This window comes from Jatrophihabitans sp. (assembly GCF_035474675.1).
Lineage (GTDB): Bacteria > Actinomycetota > Actinomycetes > Mycobacteriales > Jatrophihabitantaceae > Jatrophihabitans_A.
This window is the reverse complement of the sequence record NZ_DATINC010000023.1, coordinates 14,761-36,049: the sequence shown is the minus strand read 5'-3', so window position 1 is coordinate 36,049 and position 21,289 is coordinate 14,761. Positions and strand designations below refer to the sequence as shown.

20 protein-coding genes and 1 pseudogene are annotated in these 21,289 nt (G+C 71.2%); 9 read left to right on the top strand and 12 right to left on the bottom strand.

Annotated elements, in window-relative coordinates:
• Nucleotides 1-1,304, bottom strand: a 1,304-nt coding sequence (gene ahcY / locus VLJ82_RS02245; protein WP_408661691.1) for an adenosylhomocysteinase, incomplete at its 3' end; no start/stop codon positions are given.
• Between the two features lie 351 nt (nt 1,305-1,655).
• Between ahcY and VLJ82_RS02240 the strand changes: the two genes are divergently transcribed.
• Nucleotides 1,656-2,792, top strand: coding sequence for an ATP-grasp domain-containing protein (locus tag VLJ82_RS02240; RefSeq protein WP_408661690.1), 1,137 nt, complete (start codon nt 1,656-1,658; stop codon nt 2,790-2,792).
• 43 nt (nt 2,793-2,835) lie between these two features.
• Here VLJ82_RS02240 and VLJ82_RS02235 read toward each other — a convergent pair whose 3' ends face one another.
• A complete protein-coding gene (locus VLJ82_RS02235) occupies nt 2,836-4,287 on the bottom strand; it encodes an ATP-binding protein (protein ID WP_408661689.1) in 1,452 nt (483 codons plus the stop codon).
• Nucleotides 4,284-5,963, bottom strand: coding sequence for an FAD-dependent oxidoreductase (locus VLJ82_RS02230; protein WP_408661688.1), 1,680 nt, complete (start codon nt 5,961-5,963; stop codon nt 4,284-4,286). Before VLJ82_RS02230 ends, VLJ82_RS02235 begins: the two co-directional genes overlap by 4 nt.
• A 115-nt stretch (nt 5,964-6,078) precedes the next feature.
• On the opposite strand from VLJ82_RS02230, the gene VLJ82_RS02225 reads away from it, so the two are divergent.
• Entirely contained in the window at nt 6,079-6,342 is a 264-nt protein-coding gene (locus VLJ82_RS02225) for a hypothetical protein (protein WP_408661687.1), read from the top strand.
• Nucleotides 6,343-6,395: 53 nt separating this feature from the next.
• On the opposite strand, the gene VLJ82_RS02220 is transcribed toward VLJ82_RS02225, so the two are convergent.
• The 6 genes and pseudogenes from VLJ82_RS02220 to VLJ82_RS02195 form a co-directional block, all read right to left on the bottom strand.
• Nucleotides 6,396-7,217: a formate/nitrite transporter family protein gene (locus VLJ82_RS02220; protein WP_408661686.1), complete on the bottom strand. Its 822-nt coding sequence runs from the start codon at nt 7,215-7,217 to the stop codon at nt 6,396-6,398.
• Nucleotides 7,218-7,914: 697 nt separating this feature from the next.
• A pseudogene (locus tag VLJ82_RS02215) lies at nt 7,915-8,736 on the bottom strand (alkaline phosphatase family protein); the annotation flags it as partial.
• Nucleotides 8,737-8,963: 227 nt separating this feature from the next.
• Nucleotides 8,964-10,598, bottom strand: a complete 1,635-nt coding sequence (locus tag VLJ82_RS02210; RefSeq protein ID WP_408661685.1) for a right-handed parallel beta-helix repeat-containing protein — start codon at nt 10,596-10,598, stop codon at nt 8,964-8,966.
• Between the two features lie 107 nt (nt 10,599-10,705).
• Nucleotides 10,706-11,188, bottom strand: coding sequence for a GNAT family N-acetyltransferase (locus tag VLJ82_RS02205; RefSeq protein WP_408661693.1), 483 nt, complete (start codon nt 11,186-11,188; stop codon nt 10,706-10,708).
• A gap of 33 nt (nt 11,189-11,221) precedes the next feature.
• Nucleotides 11,222-12,226: a glucose-6-phosphate dehydrogenase (coenzyme-F420) gene (gene fgd, locus VLJ82_RS02200; protein ID WP_408661684.1), complete on the bottom strand. Its 1,005-nt coding sequence runs from the start codon at nt 12,224-12,226 to the stop codon at nt 11,222-11,224.
• A gap of 78 nt (nt 12,227-12,304) precedes the next feature.
• Nucleotides 12,305-12,757 carry a PPOX class F420-dependent oxidoreductase gene (locus VLJ82_RS02195; protein ID WP_408661683.1) on the bottom strand — a complete coding sequence of 151 codons (453 nt, stop codon included), beginning with the start codon at nt 12,755-12,757 and terminating at the stop codon, nt 12,305-12,307.
• 381 nt (nt 12,758-13,138) lie between these two features.
• On the opposite strand from VLJ82_RS02195, the gene ctaD reads away from it, so the two are divergent.
• Nucleotides 13,139-14,836 carry a cytochrome c oxidase subunit I gene (gene ctaD / locus VLJ82_RS02190; protein WP_408661692.1) on the top strand — a complete coding sequence of 566 codons (1,698 nt, stop codon included), beginning with the start codon at nt 13,139-13,141 and terminating at the stop codon, nt 14,834-14,836.
• Between the two features lie 12 nt (nt 14,837-14,848).
• On the opposite strand, the gene VLJ82_RS02185 is transcribed toward ctaD, so the two are convergent.
• Both VLJ82_RS02185 and VLJ82_RS02180 read right to left on the bottom strand, forming a co-directional pair.
• Nucleotides 14,849-15,421 carry a dienelactone hydrolase family protein gene (locus VLJ82_RS02185; protein WP_408661682.1) on the bottom strand — a complete coding sequence of 191 codons (573 nt, stop codon included), beginning with the start codon at nt 15,419-15,421 and terminating at the stop codon, nt 14,849-14,851.
• Nucleotides 15,422-15,492: 71 nt separating this feature from the next.
• Nucleotides 15,493-16,773: a nicotinate phosphoribosyltransferase gene (locus VLJ82_RS02180; protein WP_408661681.1), complete on the bottom strand. Its 1,281-nt coding sequence runs from the start codon at nt 16,771-16,773 to the stop codon at nt 15,493-15,495.
• Nucleotides 16,774-16,814: 41 nt separating this feature from the next.
• Between VLJ82_RS02180 and clpS the strand changes: the two genes are divergently transcribed.
• The 6 genes from clpS to VLJ82_RS02150 all read left to right on the top strand — a co-directional run bounded on the left by clpS (nt 16,815) and on the right by VLJ82_RS02150 (nt 20,145).
• Nucleotides 16,815-17,120 carry an ATP-dependent Clp protease adapter ClpS gene (gene clpS / locus VLJ82_RS02175; protein ID WP_408661680.1) on the top strand — a complete coding sequence of 102 codons (306 nt, stop codon included), beginning with the start codon at nt 16,815-16,817 and terminating at the stop codon, nt 17,118-17,120.
• Between the two features lie 7 nt (nt 17,121-17,127).
• Nucleotides 17,128-17,580, top strand: a complete 453-nt coding sequence (locus VLJ82_RS02170; RefSeq protein WP_408661679.1) for a DUF2017 family protein — start codon at nt 17,128-17,130, stop codon at nt 17,578-17,580.
• Between the two features lie 31 nt (nt 17,581-17,611).
• Entirely contained in the window at nt 17,612-18,040 is a 429-nt protein-coding gene (locus VLJ82_RS02165; protein WP_408661678.1) for a Mov34/MPN/PAD-1 family protein, read from the top strand.
• Nucleotides 18,041-18,109: 69 nt separating this feature from the next.
• Complete coding sequence (locus VLJ82_RS02160; RefSeq protein ID WP_408661677.1) at nt 18,110-18,400, top strand: MoaD/ThiS family protein; 291 nt, start codon at nt 18,110-18,112, stop codon at nt 18,398-18,400.
• Nucleotides 18,397-19,368, top strand: a complete 972-nt coding sequence (locus tag VLJ82_RS02155) for a PLP-dependent cysteine synthase family protein (RefSeq protein ID WP_408661676.1) — start codon at nt 18,397-18,399, stop codon at nt 19,366-19,368. The genes VLJ82_RS02160 and VLJ82_RS02155 overlap by 4 nt, the downstream gene beginning before the upstream one ends.
• A 51-nt stretch (nt 19,369-19,419) precedes the next feature.
• On the top strand, nt 19,420-20,145 hold the full coding sequence (locus VLJ82_RS02150) for a rhomboid family intramembrane serine protease (protein ID WP_408661675.1): 726 nt from the start codon (nt 19,420-19,422) through the stop codon (nt 20,143-20,145).
• 70 nt (nt 20,146-20,215) lie between these two features.
• Here VLJ82_RS02150 and VLJ82_RS02145 read toward each other — a convergent pair whose 3' ends face one another.
• Complete coding sequence (locus VLJ82_RS02145) at nt 20,216-21,286, bottom strand: C45 family autoproteolytic acyltransferase/hydolase (protein WP_408661674.1); 1,071 nt, start codon at nt 21,284-21,286, stop codon at nt 20,216-20,218.
• Nucleotides 21,287-21,289: the final 3 nt, after the last annotated feature.

The window sequence follows — 21,289 nt, the reverse complement described above, 5'->3', positions numbered from 1 at the left end:
TTGTCGTACTCGCCCTGCTTGGTGTAGAGCTCGATCTGCGCCATGGTCTGGTTGGTGAACGAGTTCGACATCACGAAGCTCGGGTGACCGGTGGCGTTGCCCAGGTTGAGCAGCCGGCCCTCGGACAGCACGATGATCGCGTGGCCGTCCGGGAAGGTCCACTCGTGAACCTGCGGCTTGACCTCCTTCTTGACGATGCCCGCCACCTTGGCCAGGCCCGCCATGTCGATCTCGGTGTCGAAGTGGCCGACGTTGCCGACGATCGCGTTGTGCTTCATCCGGGCCATGTGCTCGACCATGATGATGTCGCGGCCGCCGGTGGTGGTGATGAAGATGTCGGCCTCGGACACCACGTCCTCCACCCGGACGACCTGCAGGCCGTCCATGGCCGCCTGCAGCGCGCAGATCGGGTCGATCTCGGTGACCACGACGCGGGCGCCCTGGCCGCGCAGCGACTCCACCGCGCCCTTGCCGACGTCGCCGTAGCCGCAGACCACGGCGAGCTTGCCGGCCAGCATCACGTCGGTGGCCCGGTTGATGCCGTCGACGAGGGAGTGCCGGATGCCGTACTTGTTGTCGAACTTGGACTTGGTGACCGAGTCGTTGACGTTGATCGCCGGGAACAGCAGCTGGCCGTCCTTGGCGAGCTTGTAGAGCCGCTTGACGCCGTTGGTGGTCTCCTCGGTGACGCCCTTGATCTCGGCCGCCACCCGGGTGAAGCGCTGCTTGTCGCGGGCCATGCTCTCGGTCAGGGTCTTGAGGATCTGCTGCAGCTCCTCGTGGTCGTCCTCCGACGGCTGCGGCACCGCGCCGGCAGCCTCGTACTCGACGCCCTTGTGCACCAGCAGGGTGGCGTCGCCGCCGTCGTCGACCAGCATGTTCGGGCCGAGCCCGTTGCCGAAGTCGAACAGCTGGTCGGTGCACCACCAGTACTCGGCCAGCGTCTCGCCCTTCCAGGCGAAGACCGGCGTGCCGGTGGGCTGCTCCGGGGTGCCGTTCGGGCCGACCACGACGGCGGCCGCGGCCTCGTCCTGGGTGGAGAAGATGTTGCAGGACACCCAGCGCACCTCGGCGCCGAGCGCGACCAGGGTCTCGATGAGCACCGCGGTCTGGATGGTCATGTGCAGCGAGCCCGCGATCCGGGCGCCGCGCAGCGGCTGGGCCTCGGCGTACTCGCGGCGGATGGCCATCAGGCCGGGCATCTCGTGCTCGGCCAGCTTCATCTGGTGGCGGCCGTACTCCGCGAGCGAGATGTCGGCGATCGCGAAGTCCATTCCGTTGACGTGCTGCAGTCGTGTGCTCATGGTTCCTCTCGGAGATCGGTGGGGGACTGGCCAACGCCCGTGCCGGCGGGGCGGCCCGGACGGGTGGATACGCGGCGAGGAGTACGTAACAAGTAAGGGCACCTCCTCGTCGGAGGCGCCCTTCAGGTGATCGCGGGTCGAGCGTGGCGGATGGTATCCGTCGCAGCGCCTCTCGACCTGGACCGCGCCATACCAGCGGCGCGTACCCATATTAACACGGTGATCCGGCCGGGCAATCCGTCCGCGCTGCCCGGGTAAGGACCGGCTGGCTAGGGTGGCAGGCGCGGCGCGGTGCGGCCCTCGACCCCAGGAGTAGCCGCTGCCGCGGGCGAGAAGCATACGGAGCGGCCGATGCGGGCACTGGTGGTCGAGCAGGGCTACAGCCGGGGTGCGCTGGCCGCCGTCCGGGCGCTGGCCCAGGCCGGCTGGTGGGTCGGGGTGGGCACGCCGGACGGGCGCGGCCTGGCCGCGGCGTCCCGGTCCTGCGCCCGCCGGCACCGGGTGCCGGCTGCCCACGCCGACCAGCCGGCGTTCCTGGCCGCGGTGGCCCGGGCGGTGGCCGAGGGCGGCTACGAGGTGGTCTTCGGCGCCGGCGAGGCCGAGGTGCTGACCCTGTCCGAGTACCGGCACGCCGTGCCCGCAGTGGTGCCGCACGCCGAGCACCGCAGCGTGCTGGCCGCCCTGGACAAGGCCCGGCTGGCCGAGGCCGCGGTGGCGGCCGGCTTCGCGGTGCCCCGGACGCTGGAACCCGGCGCGCTGACCGACGAGGCGCTGCCGGTGGTGGTGAAGGCGCGGCTGCACGCCCGGCCCGGGCAGGCCGGGGCGCCGCCCCGCATCGACACCAACGTGGTGGTCGGCGCCACCGCCACCCGCCGCCGAGTGGGCCAGATCGCCGCGCTCGGCGGCGAGGCCGAGGTGCAGGAGTACCTGGAGGGCCGGCTGACCGCCTACGCCGCAGTGGTCGGCGCGGACGGCCGGGTGGTTGCGGAGTCCATGCAGGAAGCGTCGCGGATCTGGCCGCCGGGTGCCGGGGCCAGCTGCCGGGCGGTCAGCGTGCCGGTGCCACCGGAGCTCGCCGGGCGGGCCGCGGCACTGCTCGCCGCGCTGGGCTGGTTCGGCCTGGCCGAGCTGCAGTTCCTGGTGCCGGCCGACGGCAGCCCCCGGCTGATCGATCTGAACGGCCGCTACTACGGCTCGCTGGCGCTGGCCGTTGCCGCCGGGGCGAACCTGCCCGCGGTGTGGGCGGCACTGGCCACCGGGCGCGCGGCGGCGCCGGTCACCGCTGCCGCCGGCGTCCGGTACTCCTGGTGGGAGGGTGACCTGCGTCGGGCGGTCCGGGAGCGTCGCGGCGGGCTGGTCCGGGACCTGGCCGGCGCGCTGGGTGCCGGCGTCGGGGCGGTGCACAGCATCGGGCGCTGGCGGGATCCGGCACCGGCGCTAGCCCAAGCCCGCCGGCTGCTGGCCGAGCGCCGCAACGGCCGCGGCTGACCCGCCGAGCGGGCCCGCGGGGTCACGACAGCTACGGCCCCGACTAGGACTCTGGGGGAGGGCTGGCGAGCGGCAGCAGCACCTGGAAGCGGGTGTCGCCCGGCCGGGACTCGACCCGCAGGTCGCCGCGGTGCTTGTTCACCACGATCCGCCAGGAGATGTCCAAGCCCAGGCCGGTGCCCTCGCCGAACGCCTTGGTGGTGAAGAACGGCTCGAAGATCCGGCCCTGGACCTCGGGCGCGATCCCGCTGCCGGTGTCGGCGATCTCGACCAGCAACCGGTCGCCTACCAGCCCGGTGCGGATGCTCAGCGTGCCGCCGTCGGGCATCGCCGCCACCGCGTTGTCGATCAGATTCGTCCAGACCTGGTTGAGTTCGGCGGCATAGGCCGGGATGGCCGGCAGCGACCGGTCGTAGTCCTTCACCAGCGTGATCGACTTGCCGAACTTGCGTCCCATCATCAGCAGGGTGCTGTCCAGCAGCTCGTGCACGTCGACTGTCGAGTGCGGCGCCCGGTCCATCTGCGAGTACTGCTTGGCCGCGGCCACCAGGGTCGAGACCCGGGTGGTGGAGTCCTCGATCTCGTTCATCAGCAGCTCGGTCTCGAGCGTGTAGTTCAGCCATCGCAGCGCACCCTCGCGGATGCCCGGGTCCAGCGCGTCGGTGACGGTCGCCAGCCAGTCGACGTCCAGCCCCGCCTGCACGAATGTCGGGGCCAGCTCCCAGCCGTCGGCGATGCCGTGCTCGTCGAGCCAGTCCGCGAGCTCGTCCTCGCGGTCGGCCGCCTGCATCGGCGACAGCGCCGGTGCCTTGGACACGTGTTCGACGGCGTCCTCCTGGATCCGGATCAGCGTCTCCAGGGCCAGCCGGTCATACGGGCCGGCGGCGATCGTGCCTAGCTTGCGACGCATGCCGGCGACCCGGTCCCGCAGCGACGAGGTGGCCCGGACGGCCGCGGCGGCCGGGTTGTTCAGCTCGTGGGTGAGGCCGGCCGACAGCGCCCCCAGCGCCAGCAGCCGCTCGCGTTGGCCCACCGCCTGCTGGACATTCTGGATGCCGAAGAACAGCCCCTCCAGCAGGTGCAGCGCCATCGGGAACCATTCCTGGATGAGCTGGGCGAACCTGTCGGCGTCCAGCACGAAGAAGCGCGACGGCGCCAGCACCCGCAGCGAGCTGTCGTAGCGCTGCGGCACCCGGTCGCCGAGGTAGGCGCGCCAGGCACCGGCATACACGCCGCGCTCGGAGGTGCGGTTGACCTCGACGTCCTCGCTGCCGATCCGGCGCGAGATCACCAGTGAGCCCTCCATCAGGACGAAGAAGCAGCTGGCCGGGTCGCCTTCGGTGTACACCGGCCCGGTGTCGAAGTGCTCCACCCGGCCGTGCTCGCACAACCAGTTCAACTGCTCCTGGCTGAGCTTGGCGAACAGGAACAGGCTGCGCAGCTCGTCCGGCCCGCACGGCAGGGACGGGCGAGCCGCCGGCTCGGATCGGGTCATAGCTTCTCCAGGTATCGGTGTACGAGCATGACCGCCATCGCGCCCTCGCCGACGGCCGAGGCCACTCGCTTGGCCGAGTCGGCACGGGCGTCGCCGGCGACGAAGACGCCCGGGACGCTGGTCTCCAGGTGGTAGGGCGGCCGCTGCATCGGCCACTGCCCGGGCAGCTGGCCCTCGACCAGCAGATCCGGCCCGGCGACCACGAAACCGAGCGGGTCGCGCACCACCACGCCCTCCAGCCACTGGGTGCGCGGCTGCGCTCCGATGAAGGCGAACAGCCACTGGGTCTCGACCTGCTCGGTAGCGCCCGTGACGGTGTCGCGCAGCGTCAGCCCCTGCAGGTGGTCGGTGCCGTGTGCAGCCGCGATCTCGGTGCAGGTGCGCACCGCGATGTTGTCGATGCCGGCCAACTGCTGCACGAGGTAGTACGACATCGACGACTCGATCGAGTTGCCGCGCACCAGGATGGTCACCGACCTGGCCTGCCGGGAGAGGAAGACTGCGGCCTGGCCGGCCGAGTTCGCGCCGCCCACCAGGTAGACGTCCTGGGCGGCGCAGTTGGCGGCCTCGGTGAGGGCCGAACCGTAGAACACCCCGCGGCCGGTGAACTCGGCCAGGCCGGGGCCCTGCAGCTGCCGGTAGGAGACGCCGGTCGCCAGGATCACGGTGTGCGCGTCCAGACTGGTGCCGTCGGAGAACCGCACCCGGCGGGCCGATCCGGTGACCTCCAGGCCCACCACGTCGCGGGTGGTGAGCAGTTCCGCGCCGAACCGGACAGCCTGCCGCCTGGCCCGCTCGGTCAACTGGCCGCCCGACACCCCGTCCGGAAATCCCAGATAGTTCTCGATTCTGCTGCTCTGGCCGGCCTGGCCGCCGGTGGCGGTCCGCTCCACCAGCACCGTCCGCAGCCCCTCGGACGCGCCGTACACCGCCGCACCCAGTCCCGCCGGGCCGCCACCGATCACGATCAGGTCGTAGAAGCCCCCGGTCGGCGTGGTGCTCAGCCCGACCCGCTCGGCGAGCTCGGCGTCGGTCGGCTCGACCAGCGCGGCCCCGTCCTCGGTGACCACCACCGGCAGCCGCCGATCGTCGGCACCGGCCGCGGCCAGCAACCGGCTGCCCTCCGGCTCCTCGGAGAGGTAGAAGCGGTAGGGCACCTGGTTACGGGCGAGGAACTCCCGGACCTCGGCCGAGCGCGCCGACCACCGGTGCCCGACGACCTTAGTCTCGGGAACCGGCCGGTGGTCGGCCGCCGACCAGGCCTCCAGCAGCGCGTCGATCACCGGGTAGAGCTTCTCCTCCGGCGGGTCCCACGGCTTGAGCAGGTAGTGGTCGAGGTCGACCACGTTGATGGCGTCGATCGCTGCGTTGGTGTCGGCGTAGGCGGTCAGCAGTACCCGGCGGGCCGAGGGGTAGAGGTCCATCGCCTGTTCCAGGAACTCGATGCCGCTCATGTTCGGCATCCGGTAGTCGGCCAGGATCACCGCGACCAGGTCGCCGCGCAGCTTCAGCTCCCGCAGCGCTTCCAGCGCCTGGGCGCCGGACTCGGCTCGCACGATCCGGTGGCTGCCACCGTACTTGCGCCGCAGGTCACGGGCCACAGAGCGGGACACGCTCGGGTCGTCGTCGACGGTCAGCAGGGCGGGGCGGTCGGGGAGCTGCTCACTGGCCTGCATGGCCCCATCCTAGGACTCCGCGTACGGTGGCGGGCCTGTCCGGCGGGCTGCCCAAAACTCTTCCGAACGGCCTGCAGGCCAGGAATACTGGGGGCTCGGAGAGGGTTGGGAAGGTATGAGAGGCGACAGCGTCGAGATCGTTCTGGACACCGGCGAGGGCAGCCGGACCTACACCATCACCGCCACCCGGGCCGGCCGGCGGGTCGAGGTCAGCCACGGCCGCGGCCTGGTCGAGGTCACCGAGGTGACCCGCGGCGGCACCCCGGTCCGTACCGCCCGATTCATGAGCGGCCGGGTGATCGCCGTGGTGGAGCACCCCGCAGCAGACGCAACCCCGGCCGACGGCCCGTCGGTCACCCCGCTGCACCGGCCGGCCTGACCGCCCTGCCGAGCCCGGCTTTCCGTCCGGCCCGGCTTTTCCGTCCGGCGGGTTCAGCTGTTGTCGTGGCGTTCCTCGGCCACCCGGTGCGGCACCCGCAGCAGCCGGATCGAGGTGACCAGCACCAGCCCGCCCACCAGGTTCCCGAACGCGGACCAGGCCAGCGCGCCGAGCCAGTCCAGCCAGCCGTAGCCGGCATCCCCGCTGAGCAGGCCCGAGAACATCAGGATCGAGTCGAGCACCGAGTGGAACAGCTCGGCGCCGACCAGCACGAACGACATCAGCACCGCCGGGACGATCTTGACCCCCATGTCGTCGCTGGCGTGCTGCATCCGGGTGAGCAGCGTGATCACGGTGCCGGCCAGCACCGCCAGGAAGAACGACCGCCAGGACATCCCCAGCTCGGCGTAGTGCCGGCCGGCCTCGATCGCGGTCGGCCGGATGTCGGGGAGGGCCGCCACCACCATGCCGGCCAGCACGAAACCGCCGGCCAGGTTCATCGCCAGGGTCACCAGCCACAGCCGGGCGAGTTCGGCGACCGAGCCGCGCTTGGCCACCACCGCGATCACCGGCACCAGGAAGTTCTCGGTGAACAGCTCGCTGCGTGCCATCAGCAGCGCCACGAAGCCGATGGTGAAGGCCAGCGCGCCGAGCAGCGGGTTGCCGGTGTGGTGGCGGACCACCAGGTAGGCCAGCACCCCCACCCCGACGTCCACGCCGCCCAGGAAGCCGGTCGCCAGCAACGGCAGCAGCGGCCGGGACAGCCGGGCGTCCCCCTCGTCCACCAGCCGGTCGAAAGCCTCCTCGATCTCCGGCTCCTCGCGGGCGCCGACTGGTGAGGTGAAGCTGGCCGCACTGCCGGACGGACGCTGCATGCTCGACCCCTTGCGATGGGGCGATCTGGCTGCGCGTTCAGCCGCCGCTGACTGCGAGCCTACTCGAGCGCCCGCGCCCGGACGGTCCTCAGCTGACGTTGAGCAGGACGCGGTCCAGCAGGAAGTTCGTCTGCCGGTGGGAGTTCTCGCTCGCGCTGAACGTCACCGTCAGCAGGGTGCCGGCGTAGTCCGACAGGTCGAAGGTGTGCAGCTGGTACCCGGCGGCGGCGTCGAGGTTGGAGTAGCTGCCCAGGGTGGCCAGCACCGCGCCGGTCGGCGAGCGCAGCGTCACGGTCAGCGTGTCGGTGTCGGCGGGCTTGCGCTCGGCCGTGTCGATGTGCAGCCGGAAGCTGAGGGTGGCCGTCTGGCACCCGGCCGGAATGCCGACCGCCTGGCTGAGCGTGTCGGTCTGGGTGCCACCCGGGCCGCCGAGCCAGGCCATCCAGCTGCCGCCGGCGGCCGGTTCGGCGTCGGTCTCGTGCACCACGACCTCGGTGCTGCCGGTCCACGGGGCGGCGATGCCGGACTCGAAGCCGGAGTTGACGATCAGCTGCGCCGGCACGCACTCGGGTATCGGGGGAGGAGCGGGACTGGACGTGCTGGGAGTCGGAACGGGAGTGGTGGGGGTCGGAACGGGAGTGGTGGGTGTCGGAACGGGAGTGGTGGGTGTCGGAACCGGCGTGCCGCCGCTGGTGCTCCAGATGTCGGTGATCGGGGTGGCGCTGGCGCTGGCTCCCGCGTACGGCAGGTCGTAGGCGTCCTCCAGGGTGCGCAGCACGGTGTAGTGGTCGATCCGCTCGGAGTAGTTGCCGGCCTGCACCGAAGCGCCTGAGAACACCGTGGGAATCCGGTTGCCGGAGCTGTTGTCGTCCTCGTCGAAGGTCAGTACCAGCAGGCTGTTGTGCGTCATCGCCCACTGGACGTAGCCGTCGAGATGGTCGTGCAGCCAGGTGTCACCCTGCGCCACCGTGCCGTCGTGCATGTCGTTGTCCAGGTTCGGCACCACGAACGAGATCGTGGGCAACTGGCTGTAGTCGGAGGGAAACGCATCCAACGTCCGGTTCGACGATGCCGGGACGTTGGTGAAGTTGACCCAGGGATTGTGCTTGCGGGCATAGGTGCCGCTGCTGCAGCCGGTGTAGCCGTCGTAGGGCATTGACTCGGAGTACCCCGTGAAGGACAGCGAATTCGCGATCAGCTCCGCGCCGAGGTTGGCGGTGGAGAAGGTGTGCGGGCAGGAGTCGTCGGTCACGCCCTGGGTGGAGCCGGAGAACAGCGCCAGGTAGTTGGGTTCGCTGGGATGGGTGATGGCGTAGGACTGGGTGAAGTTCGCGCCGGCCGCGGCGAGGGAATTGATATACGGCGCCGCGGAATTGCCGATCACATCGGAGTTGGAATGGTTTTCCATCACCACCACCACGACGTGGTCCGGACGCGGGACCGCGCTGGTGGCGGTGGCGTATCGGGCCCGGCCGGCGTTGACGAGTGCGGCAGCCACTACGGCAGCGACGGCCAGCACGGTGATGCGTAGCGGTAATCGGTATGCGATCACGGTAGGACTCCTCCCCGCCACGTCCTACCGTGCCCCGCAGCCGGCGGCCGGCACAAGAGGCACCGCCGTTAAGTTTTGAAGATTCAGCTTGTGATCATGGACGAAAGTCAGGGGCTGGGCGTACCGGAACCACACAGACGACGACTCCCGGCCCCACCGGGACCGGGAGTCGTCGTGCCTGATCAGGGGTGCTGTCAGGCAATGAACTCGAACGCGCCGATGTCCGGACGCAGCCCCTGCGGCCGGTGCACGCTCATGATGTCGGTTGTCGGAGCGCCTGCCGACCGGCCGGCGTCGATCGCTGCCGACCCTCTGGTCAGCCGGTAGTTGAAGGCCGATGCGTCCACGAAGGCCGGGCTGCCGCTGACGTTGCCACCCGCGTAACGGATCTTCGCATTGCCGTTGAAGTTGCGGATGTCGGTGATGGTGTGCGCCGGGAAGCTGTAGAACATCCCGTTTCCGCTGTTGGTGATGAGGTTGTTGGAGTAGGTGGCGAAGGCACCCATCTCGAAGATCTGGAAGTTGTTGTTGGCCGTGAAGATGTTGTTGACGACCGAGGCCTTGCCCGAGGTGTGGTTGGACACGAACAGCCCACCGCCGGAGGCGGCGCTGCCGGCCCGGGAGGCGTTGGAGACGACGGTGTTGTTCACCAGCACCAGCGATCCGGTGCCGACGAAGGCCACGCCGCCACCGAGCGGGGCGGAGTTCTGCCGCAGTGCGTTGTTCTGGATGGTCGCCTCGGAGTTGGCCAGGTAGATGCCGCCGCCGCCCGGGCCGGAGCCGGTGTCGAGGACGGTGTTCTTGGCGATGTTGTTGCCGTCGAGCCTGGAGACCGAGCCCTCGGCCAGCACGATGCCGCCGCCGAAGCGGGTGGTCCGGTTGCCGATGATGCTGTTGTGCGCAATGGCCGGCCGGGAGTGGCCGAACACCGCGATGCCGCCGCCGCTGCCGCTGCCCGGCTGGGACGCCGAGGTCAGCGCGGAGTTGCCGGTGATGCTGTTGGAGCTGATGCTGGGCGTGCTGCCGGTGGTCTCGACGTGGATGCCGCCGCCGTAGGGCGCGGAGTTGCCGGTGATGGTGTTGTGCGCGATCACCGCGTTCACGCCGGTGCGCAGCATCACCCCGCCGCCGGCCTGGCTGGCCACGTTGTTGGTGATGGTGTTGCTGATCACGCTGGGGGCCGAGCGGTAGCTCGGCCGCGAGACGTCGTTCTCGAGGTAGATGCCGCCGCCGCCGTAGCCGCGGTTGGCGGTGATGGTGTTGCCGGTGATCTTGGGGCTGGAGAACATCACCGCGAACACCCCGCCACCGAACCGGGCGGCGATGTTGTTGTGGATGCTGTTTCCGATGATGGTCGGGTTCGAGTGGTTGTAGACCAGGATGCCGGCGCCGTCGTTGGACCGGTTGGACGCGATCTCGTTGTTACGGATGGTGGGGCTGGCGTAGTTGGCGATGGTGATGCCGCCGCCCTGACCGCTGGGCGCGGAGCCGGACACGATCCGGAAGCCCTGCAGGGTCATGGTGCCGGCCGGGATGTTCTGGATCATCACCGGCGTGCGGCCGGGGTTGCCGGCGATCACCGTGGACGCGGGGCCGGACACCGAGCGGATGGTGATCCGCTTGCCCACGATGGTGATGTTCTCCCGGTACGTGCCCGGCGAGACCGAGATGGTGTCGCCGTTGTGCGCGGCGGCGATGGCGGCGCTGATGGTGCGGTACTTGCTGGGCACCGACAGCGTCGCGGCTCCGGCCGGGCCGGCGGGGGCGATCACGGTCAGCAGCGCACCACCCAGGACGGCGGCGGACGCTGCGGCAATTACTCGTCTCATCAGATTCCCTGCGTTAGGCGTTTGTTAAGCAGACAAAATTGCTGTTCACCCTAAGTGACCATTCGGCCACTCGCAAACTGAGACAAGGAATACGGCGTGGCGAATTGTCAGCCGCCAGCCAGTGCAGACAGGGCGTGGCCGGTGAGCCGGTAGGTCGTCCAGCCCTCGTCCGGCTCGGCGCCCAGCGCCCGGTAGAACCCGATCGCCGGGGTGTTCCAGTCCAGGACTTCCCATTCCACACCGGTCAGACCGCGCCGGCAGCTCTCCTCGGCGAGCGCGGCCAGCAGGCCCCGGCCGAGGCCGCTGCCGCGGTGCCCGGGCTGGACGTAGAGGTCCAGCAGGTAGATCCCGTGACTGCCCTTCCAGGTCGAGTAGTTCAGGAACCACAGCGCGTACCCGGCCACCGTGCCGGCCACCTCGGCGACATGGCCGAACAGCGCCGGTGCCGGGCCGAACAGCGCCTGGTGCAACTGGTCCGGGGTAAGCCGGCACTCGGCCGACAGCCGCTCGTACTCGGCCAGCTCGTACACCAGGCCGACCACCGCGGCCACGTCCGCTTCGCGAACCCGCCGGATGCCGGTTGCCGACAAATCCACTGACAGATCTGGAGCCACCTTCTGCCCTCAGCCCAGCGCGCGCAGCAGCGGCACGACCTGCTCGCCGAAGGCAGCCAGGAACCGGGACTGGTCGTGGCCGGGGGCGTGGAAGACCAGGTGGGTGAAGCCGTAGTCCAGGTACGGCCGGATCGCCTCGACCGCGCTGTCCGGGTCGCTGGCCACGATCCAGCGGCTGGCCACCTGCTCGATCGGCAGCGCGGCGCCGGCCGCCTGCATCTCGATCGGGTCGTGCAGACCGCTCTTCTGCTCGGCGGTCAGCGCCAGCGGCGCCCAGAACCGGGTGTTCTCCAGCGCCTGCTCGGGATCAGGGTCGTAGGACAGCTTGATCTCGATCATCCGGTCCAGCTGCCCGGGATCCCGGCCGGTGGCCGCCAGTCCCTCCTCGACGGCCGGCATCAGCTTGTCGGTGTACAGCTCGGCGCCCTTGCCGGAGGTGCAGATGAAGCCGTCCCCGGCCCGGCCGGCGTACCGGGCCACCACCGGGCCGCCGGCGGCGACGTAGACCGGCACCGGCCGCTCGGGCCGGTCGTAGACGGTGGCGTCGGTGCACTGGTAGTACTGGCCGTCGAAGGTGACCCGCTCCTGCGACCACAGCAGCCGCATCAGCTCGACCGCCTCGCGCAGCCGGGCGAACCGCTCCTTGAACTCAGGCCATTCCAGCCGGGCCACCGCCACCTCGTTGAGCGCCTCGCCGGTGCCGATGCCCAGCAGCATCCGGTCCGGGTACAGGCAGGCCAGGGTGCCGAAGGCCTGGGCGATGATCGCCGGGTTGTATCGGAAGGTGGGGGTGAGCACGCTGGTGCCCAGCTGCACCCGGCTGGTGCGCTCGCCGACGGCCGCCAGCCAGGACAGCGCGAACGGGGCATGGCCGCCGTCGTGCTGCCAGGGCTGGAAGTGGTCGGAGATCATCACGCTGTCCAGGCCGCGCTGCTCGGCCTCGACCGCGTAGTCCAGCAGTTGGCGCGGTGCGAACTGCTCGGCCGAGGCCTTGTACCCGATCTTCAACGACATGACGCCGCCTTCCTGTTCGTCCCGCTTCGTCCGTGCCGGTTTCTGGGCAACTCCTGCCCGGCTCTCTTTCGTACCGGGTCAGCCGCCGCCCATTCCGTAGACCCGGCTCACCACCAGCCGCAGCAGCACTCGCTGGTCGGTGACCATCGCCTGCCGGAACTCCTCCCAGTCCGGGTGCTCGCCCTGCACGTCCCGGTAGAGCGCGATGAGATCCGCCACGGTGTCATCGTGCGGGTCGGCGGCCACCGGGCTGAGCCGGGCGGTCGCCTCGGCCACCGCGTAGGACCAGAAGTCCGGCGTGCTGACGTGCAGGCTGGCGCGCGGGTCGCGCTGCAGGTTGCGGTACTTGGCCCGGGTGGCGGTGATCGAGATCCGCACCACACCGGGCTCCGGCGCGGCGGGGTCGGCGCTGAAGGCGTAGGCGATGTTGGACAGCTGCGGCCGGCCGTCGGACTTGAGGGTGGCCAGCACCCCGGAATGCCGGCCGGCCAGCAGGTCGACGAGCGCGCTTGGTCCTTCGATGGCGGTCATGGCGGCACCTCCGGGGCTGGACTGGCTGGACTGGTCGGGCTGGGCTGGTCGGTCGGGCGGAGCTGCCTCCACCGTAGGGACCCGCGCTGCCTCCACCGTAGGCCAGTGCCGCCTCTCCCGGCGGAGGGTCCGCCCCGGCGGGTGCCGCGTGCGCGATTCCCCCGTGCCGGGTGCACCGGCCCGGTGCGGCGGTGGCTATTCTGGCCGAGCAACGCCCGGACAGTGCGGCGACCGTCCGGCGCGACCTGAGTTCCACAGACGAGCCGGAGGCCGGAGTTGACCCTCACCGCAGGCAGCAGTCCGGGCGAGAGCCCGCGCAAGGTCGAGCCCGCGCCGATCGTGAGCCGGCCCTACCCGGCCGAGACTCCTGCCAACGGCTCGATGTTCCTGCAGGTGCTGCGCACCACCGATCACAAGCTGATCGGCCGGATGTACATGGTCACCTCGTTCGCCTTCTTCCTGCTCGGCGGGGTGATGGCGCTGGTGATGCGCGCCGAGCTCGCCCGGCCGGGCATGCAGTTCCTGACCGCCGAGCAGTACAACCAGCTGTTCACCATGCACGGCACGATCATGCTGCTGTTCTTCGCCACCCCCAGCGTGTTCGCGTTCGCCAACCTGGTGCTGCCGCTGCAGATCGGCTCGCCGGACGTGGCCTTCCCGCGGCTGAACGCCTTCTCCTACTGGCTGTACCTGTTCGGCGCGACGGTGGCGGTGCTCGGCTTCGTCACCCCGCAGGGCGCGGCCGACGGCGGCTGGACGTTCTACCTGCCGTTGAACGACATGACCAACTCGCCGGGCATCGGCACCGACCTGTGGATCCTGGGCCTGGCGGTGTCGGGTCTGGGCACCATCCTGGGCGGCGTCAACATGATCACGACGGTGCTGTGCCTGCGCGCGCCCGGCATGACGATGTTCCGGATGCCCATTTTCACCTGGAACATCCTGGTCACCTCGCTGCTGGTGCTGCTGGCCTTCCCGATCCTGACCGCGGCGCTGCTGGTGCTGTGGGTCGACCGGCACCTGGGCGCGCAGGTGTATGCCACCGCCAACGGCGGCGCAATCCTGTGGCAGCACCTGTTCTGGTTCTTCGGCCACCCCGAGGTCTACATCCTGGCGCTGCCGTTCTTCGGCATCGTGTCCGAGATCTTCCCGGTGTTCAGCCGCAAGCCGCTGTTCGGCTACAAGGGCCTGGTACTGGCGACGCTGTCGATCGGCGCCCTGTCGCTGACGGTGTGGGCGCACCACATGTTCGCCACCGGCGTGGTGCTGCTGCCGTTCTTCTCGTTCCTGTCCTTCCTGATCGCGGTGCCGACCGGGCTGAAGTTCTTCAACTGGATCGGCACCATGTGGCGCGGCTCGATCAGCTTCGAGTCACCCATGCTGTTCTCGGTCGGCTTCCTGGTGACCTTCCTGTTCGGTGGCCTGACCGGGGTGGTGCTGGCCAGCCCGCCGGCCGACTTCCACGTCTCGGACACCTACTTCGTGGTGGCGCACTTCCACTACGTGCTGTTCGGCACCATCGTGTTCGCCGCCTACGCCGGGGTGTACTTCTGGTTCCCGAAGTTCACCGGCCGCTACATGGACGAGCGGCTGGGCAAGGTGCACTTCTGGCTGACCTTCGTGGGCTTCCACACCACCTTCCTGGTGCAGCACTGGGTCGGCACCAAGGGCATGCCGCGGCGGTATGCCGACTACCTGCCCGGTGACGGCTTCACCACGCTGAACACCATCTCCAGCATCGGCGCCTTCCTGCTGGGCGCCTCGATGCTGCCGTTCCTCTACAACGTCTACAAGTCCTACCGGTTCGGCGAGCTCGCCCTCGCCGACGACCCGTGGGGTCACGGCAACTCCCTGGAGTGGGCGACCTCCTGCCCGCCGCCGCGGCACAACTTCACCTCGATGCCGCGAATCCGCTCCGAGCGGCCCGCGTTCGAGGCGCACTACCCGCACCTCATCCCGCGGCTGGAACGCGAGGCGCACGCCGACAAGAAGCACCGGGTGCTGGAGATGGCCGGCCAGGCCACCGTCGGTGGCGAGGGGCCTCGGATCGGCGACCGGGACACCGACCCCGGGGCCTGACCGGGTGGGGCGTCAGCGGCCTTCGAGGAAGCCGAGCACCCGCTGCAGCAGCAGTGCGGTGGCCTCGGCGTCGTAGGACGGCAGCGAGCTGTCGGCGAAGTAGTGCTGATCGCCCGGGTACAGGAACAGCTGGCCGTCCTCGGCCTCGGCGACCAGGGCCTTGGCGGCGTCGATGTCGCCCTCGCCGACGAAGATCGGGTCGGCGTCCATGCCATGCACCTGCACCGGCACCCCGGCCGGCCACGAGCCGAACTCCGAGGCCGGGATGCAGGAGTACATGAACAGCGCGCCGCGGGCGCCCGGACGGGTCTGGGCCAGCTTCTGCGCCGGCACCACGCCGAGCGAGAAGCCGGCGTAGACCAGCTCGTCCGGCAGCCCCCGCACCGCCCGCTCGCCGCGCTCCAGCACCTCGCCGAAGCCCAGCGTCGCGACGTGGGCCATGCCCTGCTCCAGGGTGTCGAAGGTGTGGCCGTCGAACAGGTCCGGCGTGTGCACGGTGTGCCCGGCCCGCCGGATCTCCTCGGCGAAGGCCACCACCCCCGGGGTCAGTCCCTGCGCGTGGTGGAACAGCACTACCTCAGCCATCAGCCTCTCCCGTGCTCCATCCGACCGGTCGGCCGCCGAGCCTAGCGAGGGCCGCCGAGGAGTTCCCCGGCTCAGCCGAAGCTGACCGCCAGCCCCGGTTCTCCGGCCGAGAGCTTGAGCGCCTCCCAGGGCAGCGCCGTCATGGCCGCCCGGTGGGCGGTGCGGGACTGCTCCAGGCTCACCTCGGCGACCGGCCTGCCGCCGCGCAGCACCGGCACGCTGAGCAGCCGGTCACCGTCTGCTGGAGAGAACCCGGCGCGCTGCTGCACCACCAGCTCCTCGGTGGCGGTGCCGGACGCCCGGTGCCGGCGGTAGCCGAGCTTGGCGCCGCCGGGGCTGCCCTTGTTCTCACTCCGCTTGCTCACCGGCCGGCCGTCCACCTCCACCAGCTTGTAGACCAGGCCCGCGGTGGGGGCGCCGGAGCCGGTGACCACCGCCGTCCCGGCGCCGTAGGAGTCCACCGGTGCTGCGGCCAGCGCCGCGATCGCGTACTCGTCGAGGTCGCCGCTGACCACGATCCGGGTGCCGGTGGCGCCGAGGGAGTCCAGCTGGGCCCGGGACTGGTGGGCCATCACGGCCAGGTCCCCGGAGTCGATCCGGATCGCGCCCAGCCCGGGGCCGGCGACCTCGATCGCGGTGGCGATGCCGCGGCTGATGTCGTAGGTGTCGACCAGCAGGGTGGTGTCCAGGCCCAGCGAGTCCAGCTGGGCGGCGAAGGCGGCCCGCTCGCTGTCGTGCAGCAGGGTGAAGGCGTGCGCGGCGGTGCCGGTGGTGGGAATGCCGTAGCAGGCGCCGGCGGCCAGGTTGGAGGTGGCGGAGAAGCCGACCAGGTAGGCGGCCCGGGCGCACGCCAGCGCGGCCTGCTCGTGGGTGCGCCGGGAACCCATCTCGATCAGCGGCCGGTCGCCCGCGGCCACCACCATCCGGGCGGCTCCGGCGGCGATGGCGCTGTCGTGGTTGAGCACCGACAGCACCAGGGTCTCCAGCACCACCGCCTCGGCGAAGCTGCCGGTCACGCTCAGGATCGGGGAGTACGGGAAGTACGGCTCGCCCTCGGCGTAGGCCGAGATGTCGCCGGCGAACCGGTAGCCGGCCAGGTAGTCCGCGGCGCGGGCGTCGATCACCCCGGCAGCCGCCAGCCGGTCCAGCTGCTCGGCCGGGAACCGGAAGTCCTCGATCGCCGGCAGCAGCCGGCCCAGGCCCGCGGCCACCCCGAACCGGCGGCCGTTGGGCAGCCGGCGGGTGAACACCTCGAACGTGCAGCGGCGCTCGGCGCTGCCGTCGGCCAGTGCGGCGGTGAGCATGGTGAGCTCGTAGTGGTCGGTGAGCAGGGCGGTCGAGGAGGCGGCCATAACCGGAGATCGTGTCAGAGCCGGCGTGCCACCATGGAGGCATGGCTACCCCGACCCTCACTCCGCAGCGGGAGGCGGTCGCCGACCAGCAGGCGGACGAGACCGCCGAGGCCGACCGTCCCTGGGTGACCGTGGTCTGGAACGACCCGGTGAACCTGATGTCCTACGTCACGCACGTGTTCATGACAGTGTTCGGCTATCCCAAGGACAAGGCCACCGCGCTGATGCTCGACGTCCACCACAAGGGCCGGGCGGTGGTGTCCTCGGGACCGCGGGAGCGGATGGAGGGCGACACCGCCACGCTGCACGGCTACGGGCTGTGGGCGACCGTGCAGCACGATTCATGACCCGGCCATGAAGGCCCGCCGCAAGGCCGGCCTGCTGCGGGTGGATCTCAGCTCCGCCGAGGCCGCCCTGCTGGCCGGCCTGCTCGACGAGCTGACCGCGGCCCTGACCGAGCCGGATCCGGCCGACCCGGTGATCCGGCGGCTCTACCCGGACGGCTACACCGACGACCCGGACGCGGCCCGCGAGTACCGCGAGCTGGTCGAGGCCGACCTGCGCGCCGAGCGGGCCGGCCGGCTGGAGCGCTGCCGGACGGAGCTGCCGCCCGGCGGCGGCCGGATGCAGCTGGACGCCGAGGCCACCGACCGGTGGTTGCGGGTGCTCAACGACCTGCGGCTGGCATTGGGCACCCGGCTCGGCGTCACCGAGGAGGCCGAGCTGGACGAAGAGCACCCGGCCGTGCAGGTCTATGCCTGGCTCACCGCCGTGCAGGACCTGCTGGTGACCCAGGTGCTGCCCTGACCGCCGGACACAACGGTTATCGTGGACAACCGTGCTGAGGCTGCCGGCGGCGATCCACGACGCCATCATCGCCCACGCCCGCCGCGACCATCCCAACGAGGCGTGCGGCGTGGTGGCGGGTCCGGCGGGCTCGGACCGTCCGGAGCGGCTGGTCGAGATGACCAACGCCGCCGGCTCGCCGACCTTCTACCAGTTCGACTCGCGCGAGCAGCTCAAGCTCTGGCAGGCGATGGACGACGCCGACGAGGAGCCGGTGGTGATCTACCACTCGCACACCGCCACCGAGGCCTACCCGTCGCGTACCGACATCAACCTGGCACAGGAACCGAACGCCCACTACGTGCTGGTCTCCACCGCCGACCCGGACTCGACCGAGTTCCGCTCGTACCGGATCGTCGGCGGTCAGGTCAGCGAGGAGCCTGTCGAGCTGGTGGCCGACGCCGGCCCGGCGGGGGGCTAGGCATACCGCCGCGCGCCGCGTGGTTGGGTTCGGTGTAACACCGCATCGACATTTCCAAAGGAGTACCGAATGGCCGTCGAGGTCAAGATCCCGACCATCCTGCGCACCTACACCGACGGGGCCAAGTCCGTTCCGGGGGAGGGCGAGAACCTGGCCGCCCTGCTCGATGACCTGGACTCGCGCCACGCCGGGCTCAAGGGCCGGCTGGTCACCGAGGACGGCGCGCTGCACCGCTTCGTCAACGTCTACGTCAACGACGAGGACGTCCGGTTCACCGGGTCGCTGGAGACGAAGTTGTCCGACGGCGACGCAGTGACCATCCTGCCGGCCGTCGCGGGCGGCGCCGACGCGGCGCAGTGACCCGCTACGACAGCCTCGCCGACGCGGTCGGCGGCACGCCCCTGGTCGGCCTGCCCCGGCTGTCGCCGCGCTGGGACTCCGGCTCCGGCCAGCCCGCGGTCCGGCTGTGGGCCAAGCTCGAGGACCGCAACCCGACCGGCTCGATCAAGGACCGGGCGGCGCTGGCGATGGTGGCCGCGGCCGAGGCGGACGGCCGGCTGACTCCCGGCTGCACCATCCTGGAGCCCACCTCCGGCAACACCGGCATCTCGCTGGCCATGATCGCCAAGCTCAAGGGCTACGGGCTGGTCTGCGTGATGCCGGAGAACACCTCGACCGAGCGGCGGCAGCTGCTGGAGATGTTCGGCGCCCGGATCGTCTCCTCGCCGGCCGCTGGCGGCTCCAACCAGGCGGTGGCGGTAGCCAAGCAACTGGCCGCCGAGAACCCGGACTGGGTGATGCTCTACCAGTACGGCAACCCGGCCAACGCCCAGGCGCACTACGACGGAACGGGACCGGAGATCCTGGCCGACCTGCCGGGCGTCACGCACTTCGTCGCCGGGCTCGGCACCACCGGCACCCTGATGGGCGCCGGCCGGTTCCTGCGCGAGAAGGTGCCCGGCATCCAGGTGATCGCCGCCGAGCCCCGCTACGGCGAGCTGGTCTACGGCCTGCGCAACATCGACGAGGGCTTCGTACCCGAGCTCTACGACGACACGGTGCTGACCTCCCGGTTCTCGGTGACCTCCTACGACGCCCTGCGCCGGACCCGGGACCTGGTCGAGCAGGAGGGCATCTTCGCCGGCATCTCGACCGGCGCCATCCTGCACGCGGCACTGGCCACCGCCGACCGGGCGCTGAAGGCCGGCCAGCGGGCCGACGTGGTGTTCGTGGTCTGCGACGGCGGCTGGAAGTACCTGTCCACCGGCGCCTACTCCGGTTCCCTGCAGCAGGCCGCCGAGCTGCTGGAAGGCCAGCTCTGGGCCTGAGCCCGTCCGGAGTTGCCGGCCGGGCAGGGGTGCGGCGGTAGCCTGATGCGGGTGAGCACACCGCCCCGACAGCCGGTGCCCTCGTCGCGGCCCACCCCGCCGGCCCGGCTGAGCCGCAAGCAGCAGCGCCGCCAGGAGCTGATCGACACCAAGCTGTTCCGCAGGATCTCCCCGTCCCGTCCGGGCGGCGCGGTGGTGGTGATGGCGGCCGCGCTGGCGCTGCTGTGGCTGGTGCTGGGCATCGACGCGCTGCTGGACCACCCGCTGCTGGAGCTCGGCATCAAGCCGCGCCGGTGGGACGGGCTGGCCGGCATCGTGGTGGCCTGGGTGCTGCACGCCAGTGCCGCGCAGCTGGCGGCACTGTCCATACCGTTCGCGGTGCTGGGCTGGCTGATGCTGACCTCCGGAACCCGCCACCTGGTGCTGGTGACCGCCGCGACCACGCTGGCCGGGGGACTGGTCGACTGGCTGGCCGGGCCCGCCGACCACGTGCTGGTGGGCGTCAGCCCGGTGCTGCTGGGGTGGCTGGGCTACCTGCTGGCCCGCGCCCTGTTCGGCCGCCGGGTGGTGCAGATCGCGATCGCGGTGGCGGTGACGGTGGTGTTCTCGGGCCTGTTCGACGCCCTGCTGCCCCGGACCCACCAGCACGAGTTCTGGGCCGGCGAGCTGGCCGCGTTCGCCGTCGGCGCCGGCCTCGGTGCCCTGCTGCACCGCCGCCGCGAGCCTGCTGGCGCGAGCCGGCCGCCCCTGGTCCGGCGGCTGGCCCGCCGCCGCTGAACCCCGCTGGCTCGGATCGGCTAGTCCGCTGGCCTTGGATCGGCTGGTCCCGCTGCCCGGTCGGTATGGGCTAGCCGGGGGAGAACCGCAGCCACTCCCGCGCCGGCCGGCCGCACGGCCCGCCGGCCAGCACGCTCATCCGGCGGTGGCCCGGTTCCAGCGCGACGGTGGCCAGGGTCTGCCAGCCGCTGCCCAGCGGGGCGTCCGGCTGGGCGTGGCAGCACACCCCGGCCCCGTCGGAGGAGTGAGCGCACAGCAGGTCGGCCAGTCCCTCGGCGCCGTCCTGATGCTCGGCGTCGGCGAGCCGGGCGGTCAGCACCGCATGCCGGGGCAGGCTGTCGGAGTCCGGGTCGGTCGGCAGCGCGCCGGCCGCCAGCTCCGGATCGCGGAAGTGGTTGGTGTGGACGCTCCAGCGGGCCGGCGGCAGTTCGGCCACCCCGGCCGGCGAGGCCTCCAGGCAAGCCACCCGATCGGCGTCCAGCAGCGTGAAGCAGCTGGAGGCCGCCAGCGGGGCGCTGCGCAGGATGGCGACGGCGGTGCCGACGTCGGTGGCGGTGTCGAGGATCCGGCGGGCCACGGCGTGCACCGCAACGCCGCCATCCCCGGTGTCGGCGCGGTGCGCCAGGACGTTGAACAGCACGCCCACCCCGGAGGAGTTCAGGCCGATCTTGGCCAGCAGGCCGGCCTCGGTGAGGGTGACGAACGGCTGGCGGGCCTGCGGGTACTTCAGCACCGCCCAGCCGCCGGCCAGCTCCCGGTGCCAGTCCCAGGTCTGCGCGCCGACCGTTGCTCCGGCCGCGTCCGCGCCGGCGATGGCCGAGCATTCACCACGGCCGGCGGCGCCGGCAGCGGCCAGCAGCTCGGTGCGGGCGTTGAGGGCATGGATACGCCAGGCCGGCAGCCCGCTGGCCTCGGCATAGCTGTCGAGCTCCTCGGCCAGGTCGCTGGCCCAGTCCGCCAGCGCGGTGCGGGCGGCCAGCGCCAGCCGCCGGACCTGGGCGGGAGCCAGCCCGGCGGCAGCGAACAGCCGGTCATAGACCGCCAGCGCGCCCGGCAGCCAGGCCTCGGTGCCGGCCGCCAGCGCGGCTGCCCGCGTGCCGGGCCCGCTGCCCGGCACGCGGCGGGTGCGCAGCTCCAGCACAGC